9 protein-coding genes are annotated in these 9,328 nt (G+C 59.9%); all 9 read right to left on the bottom strand.

What is annotated here, in order from left to right; translation table 11 throughout:
* A partial coding sequence (locus ACEW8J_RS00275) for a transcriptional regulator (protein ID WP_373489626.1) occupies positions 1 to 776 on the bottom strand: 776 nt, incomplete at its 3' end.
* A complete protein-coding gene (locus ACEW8J_RS00270) occupies positions 776 to 1,990 on the bottom strand; it encodes a GNAT family N-acetyltransferase (RefSeq protein WP_373489625.1) in 1,215 nt (404 codons plus the stop codon). The genes ACEW8J_RS00270 and ACEW8J_RS00275, both read right to left, overlap by 1 nt.
* A 182-nt stretch (positions 1,991 to 2,172) precedes the next feature.
* Positions 2,173 to 4,335 (bottom strand): sodium-translocating pyrophosphatase, encoded by a 2,163-nt coding sequence (locus ACEW8J_RS00265; RefSeq protein ID WP_373489624.1) that lies wholly within the window; start codon positions 4,333 to 4,335, stop codon positions 2,173 to 2,175.
* A gap of 163 nt (positions 4,336 to 4,498) precedes the next feature.
* Complete coding sequence (thiL, locus tag ACEW8J_RS00260) at positions 4,499 to 5,434, bottom strand: thiamine-phosphate kinase (protein WP_373489623.1); 936 nt, start codon at positions 5,432 to 5,434, stop codon at positions 4,499 to 4,501.
* Positions 5,431 to 6,354: an alpha/beta hydrolase gene (locus ACEW8J_RS00255; RefSeq protein ID WP_373489622.1), complete on the bottom strand. Its 924-nt coding sequence runs from the start codon at positions 6,352 to 6,354 to the stop codon at positions 5,431 to 5,433. The genes thiL and ACEW8J_RS00255 overlap by 4 nt, the downstream gene beginning before the upstream one ends.
* Positions 6,355 to 6,383: 29 nt before the next feature.
* Complete coding sequence (gene nusB, locus ACEW8J_RS00250; protein WP_373489621.1) at positions 6,384 to 6,830, bottom strand: transcription antitermination factor NusB; 447 nt, start codon at positions 6,828 to 6,830, stop codon at positions 6,384 to 6,386.
* Positions 6,827 to 7,351 carry a DUF1993 family protein gene (locus ACEW8J_RS00245; RefSeq protein ID WP_373489620.1) on the bottom strand — a complete coding sequence of 175 codons (525 nt, stop codon included), beginning with the start codon at positions 7,349 to 7,351 and terminating at the stop codon, positions 6,827 to 6,829. Before ACEW8J_RS00245 ends, nusB begins: the two co-directional genes overlap by 4 nt.
* Before the next feature lie 23 nt (positions 7,352 to 7,374).
* Positions 7,375 to 8,670, bottom strand: coding sequence for a histidinol dehydrogenase (gene hisD, locus ACEW8J_RS00240; RefSeq protein WP_373489619.1), 1,296 nt, complete (start codon positions 8,668 to 8,670; stop codon positions 7,375 to 7,377).
* The gene (hisG, locus tag ACEW8J_RS00235; protein ID WP_373489618.1) at positions 8,667 to 9,320 is read right to left on the bottom strand and encodes an ATP phosphoribosyltransferase; all 654 of its coding nucleotides are present in this window, start codon (positions 9,318 to 9,320) and stop codon (positions 8,667 to 8,669) included. Before hisG ends, hisD begins: the two co-directional genes overlap by 4 nt.
* Positions 9,321 to 9,328: the final 8 nt, after the last annotated feature.

The following is a 9,328-nucleotide window of genomic DNA, read 5'->3' as shown; positions in this document are numbered from 1 at the left end:
CGCCGCAGCCAGCCGTTGAACGCCCGCGCATCCGCTTCTTCGAAGCTCCAGTCGCTGCGCCAGGTGATCGACAGCGATATGCTCGGTTCCGGGCCGTTCTGGACAAAATGCGGCGCCATCACCGGTACGAAGATCGCCTTGCCGGGGGTGAGATGGTGGCGCGTGCCCTCGACCGTGAATTCATCCTGCCAGACCAGATTGCGGTGGCCGCCCAGATGATAGCCTTCGTGAATCTCGTCGGCCGCAAAACGGGCGTTGCCGGCGGGGAATGTCGTCATCCATTTTTCACCGCGCAGCTGCAGCAGGATATTATGTTCGGGATCGAAATGATAGGGCGTCACCGCATTGGGCGAGGAGACAAAGATAAAGCCCTGCGGCTTCAGCATCTGGCCGGTCTTGGCCTCCAGTATCGGCCGGATTTCGGCGAGCAAGGAGAGCAATAAAGCCTCATATTCCGGCATCTGCTCGATATTTTTCAGCACCGCCCAGCTGGCCGACTGATCGATCATCCGGATCGTCTCGCCGATACTCATGCCATTGTCCGGCACGTCCTCCGGTCGGATCCCGACCGGCAGATCGCCGGGGTTATATTCCACGCTCTTTGCCGGCAGTGCGGTACCCAGCTCGGCCAGCGCCTCCAGCGTCAGCAGCTCGTGCGCCGCCATATCATGATCAAGCACTCGCGCCTGCTCGGGATAACAGGCATCAAATTGCCGCCGGCTGGCCTCGCCGAATATCTGTTGCCGAAACTCTGCCTTGCTGGAAATCCGGTTCATCACTGTACCTCTGTCGGGTCAAATATTGTGCGGCCCCTGATCTTTCCCATCAGGTCCTCGCCCAGCCGTAGCCCGCGGAAGACCGCGCGGCGGGACACGCCCTGCAATTCGATCGAGAAGCGGCCGATATGGCGACGACCGGACCAGAGACTGTCGATCATCGAATGATTTTCCGCCGCGCAGCTGTCCATCCAGGCGATAGCCGGATTTTCGAGCAGCTTGAGATTTTCCAGCTGCAGCAGGACGCCGGGGGAAAAACGGGCAAAGGCTTCATCAAAGGCGGTCTTGAAGGAAAAGCTGCCGGGCGCGCTGTGGAAATTGACCAGCATCACCAGCGGCATGCCCTCGAGCCGGATATCCAGTCGCTCCAGCTGCCCGGACTGCGCCGCGCCGAGCAATGTCTCGCGAAAAAATTCCCGCGTCTGATCGCTCGAAGCCAGCGCAGAGCCGCCAAAGCCTTTCCAGCCGCGGCGTTCCAGTTGCAGAAATTCGTCAATCCACGGATCGAGATTCGCGGCGTCGGTCTGGTGGCCAAACTGGATATCGCCCAGTTCGTCCAGCCGCTTCGCCTGGCGCCGCAATTCCTTGCGCTTCTTGCCGCGCACGGTGGCTTGCAGATAGGCCTCCGCGTGCAGATCGCTCTGCAGCAAGGCGCGCGCCTCGCTGTGCACCAGATCGCAGCGCCGTTTATGGTCGCTGCACATGATCCGCATGGCCTGATCCAGCGGGCCGCCAATGGTCATGCCGTTGATATGCAGAAAGCCGGGCCAGTCGCTGCTGTCGAGCGCGATCAGCAGCTCTTTCCAGAACAGCTGCTCGCAGCCCTTGCGGACCAGCGGCGTGCCGAGAAAACTATTATGATGCATCCAGTTCTGGACATGCGGCACCGGCCAGCGCCCGAAGCGGCTGGCAGGACCCAGCGGCAGCAGGCCCAGCAATTGCGAATCTCCGGGTTCCCCGCCCCATAAAAGGAACAGGCGCAGGTCCGGGTGATGGTCCAGTCGGGCCAATGCCGGCCGTAGGCACCAATGTTCGTAGAATATATTCGGTTCGCTCGCCTGCCGGGCAAGATCACTCCAGGCATCGACCAGATCGGCATCGATCTGTGTTACCGGATGGAATTGCGCCGTAAATTCGGATGCGGACAGGCCTTCGCGGAACCGGTTCGCCCGGATATCCCTGCCTTCCAACCGTTGTAGACCGCTTAGATCCATTGATATCTGCTCGCTCAAACCCATTTATCGTCTCGGCTTCTGGCTAGCCGAAAAGCGGTAATATGTGATTAACGCTCCGTGATCGGAAATTGGCGATCAGGCGACGAAAAACCCCGCCGAAATCGCTTCCGGCGGGGATGGTTTAATTTTTCGTCAGGTCAGACCAGCGTGTGGAATAGCTGTTACACGCCGCCCTGCGCCGCATAGAGCGCTGCGAGCAGCAGCAATGCGACGATATTGGTGATCTTGATCATCGGGTTGACGGCCGGACCCGCGGTATCCTTGTAGGGATCACCCACGGTGTCGCCGGTCACGGCCGCTTTGTGCGCTTCCGAACCCTTGCCGCCATGATTGCCGTCCTCGATATATTTCTTGGCATTGTCCCACGCGCCGCCGCCGGCTGTCATCGACAGCGCAACGAACAGGCCGGAAACGATCACGCCGAGCAGCAAGGCACCAAGAGCCGCAAAGCCCTGAGATTGGCCGTAATCGGCGGCACTCATACCCGCTGGAGCATCTAGAGCTGCAACCCAAGAAATCACAAAGTAAACAACAATCGGCGCAAGAACCGGCAGCAGCGATGGCAGGATCATTTCCCGGATCGCTGCCTTGGTCACCAGATCGACGGTCCGGGCATAGTTGGGACGCGAAGTACCCGCCATGATGCCGGGATCGGACTTGAACTGCTCGCGGACATCCTTGACGACGTCGCCAGCCGCGCGGCCAACGGCGGTCATACCCATCGAACCGAACAGATAGGGCAGCAAGGCCCCCAGCAGCAGGCCAACGATCACATAGGGGTTTTCAAGGCTGAAGCTGACTTCGAGGTTCGGAAAGAACTCCTTCAGATCAGCGGTATAAGCCGAGAAAAGCACCAGTGCGGCGAGACCGGCAGAACCAATGGCATAGCCCTTGGTTACTGCCTTGGTGGTGTTGCCGACCGCGTCCAGAGCGTCGGTCTTGTTGCGGACGCTTTCGTCGAGACCAGCCATTTCGGCGATGCCGCCAGCGTTGTCGGTCACCGGACCATAAGCATCGAGCGCGACGACCATGCCGGCGAGCGCCAGCATGGCGGTTGCCGCAAAGGCGATGCCTATCAGGCCAGCAAGCTGGAAGGCGACAACGATACCAACGACGATCACCAGCGTCGGCAATGCCGTTGCTTCCATAGAAATCGCCAGTCCCTGGATGACGTTGGTGCCGTGACCGGTTTCCGATGATTTGGCGATCGACCGCACCGGACGATATTGCGTGCCGGTATAATATTCGGTGATCCAGATGATCAGACCGGTAACCGCCAGACCCACCATCATCGACCAGAACAGGGCCATGCCGGTGAAGCCGCCGGTGCCGTCAAGCGCGGTACCAATCGGCGTATCCATGTCACCCAGCGTGCGCATGGTGACATAATAGATGGCCGGGATCGAAAGGACGGCGGTGGTGATGAAACCCTTGTACAACGCGCCCATGATGTTCGTGCCCTTGCCCAGCCGCACCATATAGGTACCGATGATCGAGGTCAGGATACAGACACCGCCGACAATCAGCGGCAGCGACATCAGGTCGTACAGCATTGTGCTGCCAACCAGATCACCGAACAGCAGCGCCAGCAGTACCATCGTGGCACCCACGGTCACGACATAGGTCTCAAAAAGGTCGGCCGCCATGCCGGCGCAGTCGCCGACATTGTCGCCGACATTGTCGGCGATGGTTGCCGGATTGCGCGGATCATCCTCAGGGATGCCCGCTTCCACCTTGCCGACCAGATCAGCGCCCACGTCCGCCGCTTTGGTAAAGATACCGCCGCCCAGCCGCGCAAAAATGGAAATCAGCGAAGCACCGAAAGCCAGAGCGACCAGCGAATCAATGACCACGCGGTCATTGGCCGCCATGCCCATCTGGATCGTCAGCACATAGAAGAAGATCGAAATCGCCAGCAGGGCGAGTCCCGCGACCAGCATGCCGGTCACCGCACCGGCGCGGAAGGCAACGGTGAGCCCGGTCTGCAGGCTTTCGCTGGCACCCTGCGCCGTGCGGACATTGGCGCGAACCGAAATGTTCATGCCGATATAGCCGGCTACGCCGGACAGGATTGCGCCGAGCAGGAAGCCGACCGTGGAAATTGTACCGAGGAAAATGAAGACCAGAACCGCGACGACCACGCCGACGATACCGATCGCGCGATATTGGCGGTTCAGATAGGCTTGTGCGCCTTCCTGGATCGCGCCTGCGATAGATTGCATTTTTTCGTTTCCGGCCGGTGCATTGAGCACCTGGCGGCTGGTGATGAAGCCATATAATATGGCGACAAATCCGCATAAAATTGAAATGGTGACAACCGTCATCGCTGCATTCTCCCCTGAACTTTTTTTATGATAAAACGCCCCTTGTGACAGGGGCGATGAACCGTTCGGCTATAGTGCGGGAAATGCGAAGCGTGCAAGCCCTGATTTGACCGGCACGGGGATCAGGCCAGCCCTCTGTCTGGTCGCTCACCTTTCGGCGGGTTCAGCCGTGCACGAAACCCAGATTTTCAGGCAATTCCAGCCGTTCACCATGGCTGTGCAGCGTCAGGCCCGCGCCAGGCCGGCAGGTTCCGACACAGGTCAGCGGGATCGGCAGGACGGACCCGGGACTGGCGGTGAGCAGCAGCTGATAATCGTCGCCACCGGATGCGGCCTTGATCCGGGCGTCATTGTCGTCGCCGACGAGGGTCTGAAATTGTTTGGACAAGGGAATTTCCGCCAGATCGATTTCAATCTGGACAGCGCTGGCCGCAGCAATCCGCGAGGCGTCGAGCAGAAGTCCGTCCGAGATATCCATCATGCTGCTGACCAGATTGGACAATATTCTGCCCTCTTCCAGTCTGGGCGTCGGGCGGGTGTGCGCTTTCAGCAAGGATGCCGTGATGTCGATATCCGAAGACCGTAGCAATCCGGCGGCGATTTGCAGTCCTGCCCACGCATCGCCAATGGTTCCGGTGACATAGACGGCGTGCCCCGGCTTCGCATTGCTGCGCGAGGGCACGATATGGCCTTTTGCCTCACCAATCGCGGTCAGGCCAAAGGTTCGCGGTGCCTGTTCGCCCATCGCCACCGTGTCGCCGCCAAGCAGTGGCACGCCAAAACGGTCGATTGCCTGCTTCAGCCCCTCGACAAAAGCGGCGTCCCATTGGTCGCCCGAGGTCCGGCCATAACCAAGCAGAATGCCGAGTGGCTTCGCCCCCTTGGCGGCAAGATCCGACAGGTTGACGGCAACCAGCTTCCACGCCACATCGGCGGGATCGGCATCGGCAAGGAAATGCACGCCTTCCACCATCATATCGTGCGTCATCACCAGCTTGTGCCGCCCGAACGGCATCATCGCGACATCGTCGACAAGTCCGCGTGCTGCTGGATGGGTGGTAATGGCCTTCAACCGGTCAATAAAATCTAGTTCGCTCAAGACAGGGCGTGCTCCAGTGCCATTCTGATGGAAGCGTTGGCGCGCTTGCTGACCGCTGCCTGGGGGGCAAATCCATTAAATCCATGCGGCGCGCCGGGAAAGATAGCAAGCTCAACCGGAACACCCGATGAACGAAGCCGATTGGCATAGACGATATTTTCATCAAGAAACAGGTCGAGGTCGCCGCACATGATATAGGCCGGCGGCAAGCCGGAGAGATCAGTCGCTCGCGCCGCGGCGGCATATGGGCCGGCGCCGTCTTCCTCGGCGTAAAGCGACCAGGCATGCAGCGACGTGTCCCGCGTCCAGGTGCTTGGCGGAATATCCATATGGCCCGAAGGCGTGTCATGCTGATCGTCGAGCATGGGATAGATCAAGAGTTGAAACGCTATGTCCGGCCCACCCCGGTCGCGGTTCAGCAATGCAGCACTCGCCGCCAGACCGCCTCCCGCACTCGGTCCGGCGAGGATGATCTTGCGCGGGTTGCGATTTTTCGCAACCCGTTCGATCACCGCGCAAACATCTCGCGCTGCCGCCGGTGCGCGATGTTCCGGTGCCATCCGGTAATCGACCGATACAACGGGTGCGAGAGAGGAATAGCCTTGCGCCGACAGATCGTCCGCGCGCCCCATCACATAGCCGCCGCCATGCAGCCAGACGATCACGCAATCGGGAAACAGCAGGTCGCGCGCGCGATATTCGATCACGGCAACGTCAGGATCGCCTTCCAGCCCGGGCATATGATATTCGTCTTTCTGGCCCTCATATTCCGGCAGATCGACTGCCAATTGGACAAAAAGCGCATCCAGCGCCGCCCGCGCGCCGGCCACGTCATGCTTCAAGATCTCGAAAATATAGGGCCCATCCGCAGCGATCATGTCGCGAAATGCGGGGTCGAGCCGGTCCAGAAAATCAGACAAATTATCCCCCAGTGCCGGTCGGGTTCCGTTCAGCCCCGTACCTGTTTCGCGATGCTATCCAGCAGCCCGTTTACAAAACCGGCATCCTTTTTGCTGAAAAAGGCATGGGCCACATCCAGATATTCGTCAATCACCGTTGCGATCGGAACATCTTCCTGTGCGACCAATTCATAGGTCCCGGCGCGGAGAATCTGCAGCATCGTCTTGTCGAGCCGCCCCAGGGTCCAGCCAGCGGCCAGTTTCGAAGCGACCAGCTGATCGATTTCCTCCATCCGCGATGTCACGCCAATGACCAGATCATCGAAAAAGTCCCGCTCGGCCGGATGATATTGATCATCCTCGATCTCCTTGCCCAGCCGGTGGTCGTGAAATTCCTTGAGCAGCTTGGGCACCGGTGTCTTTTCCATCTGATGCTGGAACAGCGCCTGGACGGCAGCCAGCCTGGCAGCCGACCGGGATGTGGATTTAGCGGTCATGCTCTTTTCATCCGTGGCATCCCGATAAAATCAAGCTTGCCGATCGGGAACCCGCGTGCACGCAGCAGGTCGTAGGCCGTGGTGGCATGGAAATAGAAATTGGGCTGGGCGAAGCTCAGCAGGAAATTTTCGGCCGTGAACGGCATGACCGTGTCCTTGAAACGGAATTCCATATGTTGGCCGACAAACCCTTCCATTTCTGCCTCGCTCACCGCTTCCAGCCCGGCCTTTGCTTCGTCGAGTTTTTCGTAAAGACCCTCCCAATCGCCGGGAGGGGCCGCCAGGCTAGGCGTGAACACGCCCTCCCGCACTGCCTCGATCGCGCCTAGCGAATGTTCCCGGCAACATTTTACCTGATAGGAAAAGGGCTGCATATTCTCGATCAGCCGCGCGCCGATAATCTCTTCCGGTGCCGTGCCCTTGTCCTCGCAATCGGCCTTCGCCTTGTCGACCAGCGCGCGGACCGCAGCGATAATCTGAAGCTGGGTTGGAATTACGGCATCATATAGGGAAATGGTCATGGGCATTTTCTTTCTATTGATTGTCAGCGCGGTTCGAGCCGCTTCTGGATACTGGCGGCATGCGCGGGCAGGCCCTCGGCCTCTGCCAGGATCGCGGCGGCCGGGCCGATATTGGCCAGCGCCCGTTCGTCGCAGTGGATGAAGCTGGTGCGCTTCATGAAGTCCGTCACCGAAAGGCCGGACGAAAAACGCGCCCGGCGACCGGTTGGCAGGACATGGTTGGGTCCGGCGACATAATCGCCGACGGCTTCCGGCGTGTGGCGGCCCAGGAACACCGATCCGGCGTGGCGGACTTTCCTGAACAGAACGTCGGGATCGTCGACCGCCAGTTCCAAATGTTCGGCGGCCAGACGGTCGACCAGAGGCAAGGCCTGTTCGAGCCGGTCCACTACAATGATCGCGCCATTGTCATTCCAGCTTGTCGTCGCGGTTTCCGACGTCGCCAGCACCTTCAATTGCTCAGCTATCTTTTCAGCAACTTGGTCAGCAAACCTCGCATCGTCTGTGAAGAGGATCGACTGACTGGTCGGATCATGCTCGGCCTGGCTGAGCAAATCTGCGGCAATCCAGTCCGGGTCGTTTTTGGCATCGGCAACGACCACGATTTCCGACGGGCCGGCCACCATATCGATGCCGACGACACCGAACACCTGCCGCTTCGCCTCGGCTACCCAGGCATTGCCGGGGCCGGTGATGACATCGACCGGCGCGATCTTTTCCGTGCCATAAGCCAGCGCCGCCACGGCCTGTGCGCCGCCAATCCGCCAGATTTCATCAACGCCCGCCAGTTCTGCCGCTGCCAGCACCAGCGGATTGATTTCACCGCCGTTAGCGGGCGTGACCATGATGATCCGCTCGACACCGGCAACCTTGGCCGGAATGGCGTTCATCAAGACCGAGGAAGGATAAGCGGCGCGGCCGCCGGGAATATAGATGCCGGCGCGCTCCACGGCATTCCAGCGGGCTCCGATACGAACCCCGGCCTCGTCCATATAGTCCCTGTTTTCAGGGAGTTGCCCCTCATGATAGTCACGAATTCTCAAGGCCGCCAGTTCCAGCGAGACCCGCAAGGACGCTTCCAATCCTTCCAGAGCGGCAGCGGATTCGGCCTTGTCGACACACCAGCCGGTCTGCTCCAGATCATGCCCGTCAAACTTGCTGGTCAGCCGCGACAGCGCGTCATCGCCGTGATCGCGGACAGCCTGGATGATCGCTTTGACATCGGCGGACACATCGGCATCCGCCTCGCGCCGGGCGTCGACCAGCGCGTCAAAGGCATCGGCAAAACCGGCATCGGTGGTCGCCATCCGCAACGTCATCCGACCGGCCCCACCAGTTCGCGAAACTTCTGCACCAACGGCGTCAGTTCGGCGCTGCGCATCTTGAACGCCGCGCGGTTGACGACCAGCCGTCCGGAAATTTCCAATATTCTGTCGGTCTCCACCAGATCATTGGCCTTCAAGGTGTTGCCCGATTCGACCAGATCAACAATATGCCGCGACAAACCCAGCGACGGCGCCAGTTCCATCGCGCCGTTCAGCTTCACGCACTCCGCCTGGATGCCCTTGCCCTCGAAATAGCGGCTGGTGAGATTGGGATATTTGGTCGCCACCCGGAGATGCGAGATATTCGCGACCTGTTCGGCATCATCCCTGGGCTGCGCCACCGACAATCGGCAACGTCCGATGCCGAGATCTACCGGGGCATAAAGCTCGCTATAGCCGAATTCCTCGATTACATCCGAACCGACAATCCCGATCTGCGCAGCGCCATGCGCGACGAAGGTCGCGACGTCGAACGCCCGCACCCGGATGATCGCCATATGGGGCAGATTGGTCGCGAATTTCAGGCTGCGGTTGGACTTGTCAAAAAAGGCATCTTCTGGCACGATCCCGGCCTGCTCCAGGAGCGGCAAGGCATCGTCGAGAATCCTCCCTTTCGGAATTGCAAAGATCAGTGGTTTGGCCATGGTGGCCG

This window comes from Parasphingorhabdus sp. (assembly GCF_041748495.1).
Classification (GTDB): Bacteria; Pseudomonadota; Alphaproteobacteria; order Sphingomonadales; family Sphingomonadaceae; genus Parasphingorhabdus.
The sequence above is the reverse complement of the archived record's forward strand: the minus strand, read 5'-3'. Positions and strand labels throughout refer to the sequence as shown.

Excerpts from the sequence above, each read along its gene's own strand:
- ACEW8J_RS00245 (WP_373489620.1), bottom strand. The coding sequence starts at position 7,351 with ATGACCATTTCCCTATATGATGCCGTAATTCCAACCCAGCTTCAGATT.
- hisD (WP_373489619.1), bottom strand. The coding sequence starts at position 8,670 with ATGACGTTGCGGATGGCGACCACCGATGCCGGTTTTGCCGATGCCTTT.
- hisG (WP_373489618.1), bottom strand. The coding sequence starts at position 9,320 with ATGGCCAAACCACTGATCTTTGCAATTCCGAAAGGGAGGATTCTCGAC.
- ACEW8J_RS00265 (WP_373489624.1), bottom strand. The coding sequence starts at position 4,335 with ATGACGGTTGTCACCATTTCAATTTTATGCGGATTTGTCGCCATATTA.
- nusB (WP_373489621.1), bottom strand. The coding sequence starts at position 6,830 with ATGACCGCTAAATCCACATCCCGGTCGGCTGCCAGGCTGGCTGCCGTC.
- ACEW8J_RS00270 (WP_373489625.1), bottom strand. The coding sequence starts at position 1,990 with ATGGATCTAAGCGGTCTACAACGGTTGGAAGGCAGGGATATCCGGGCG.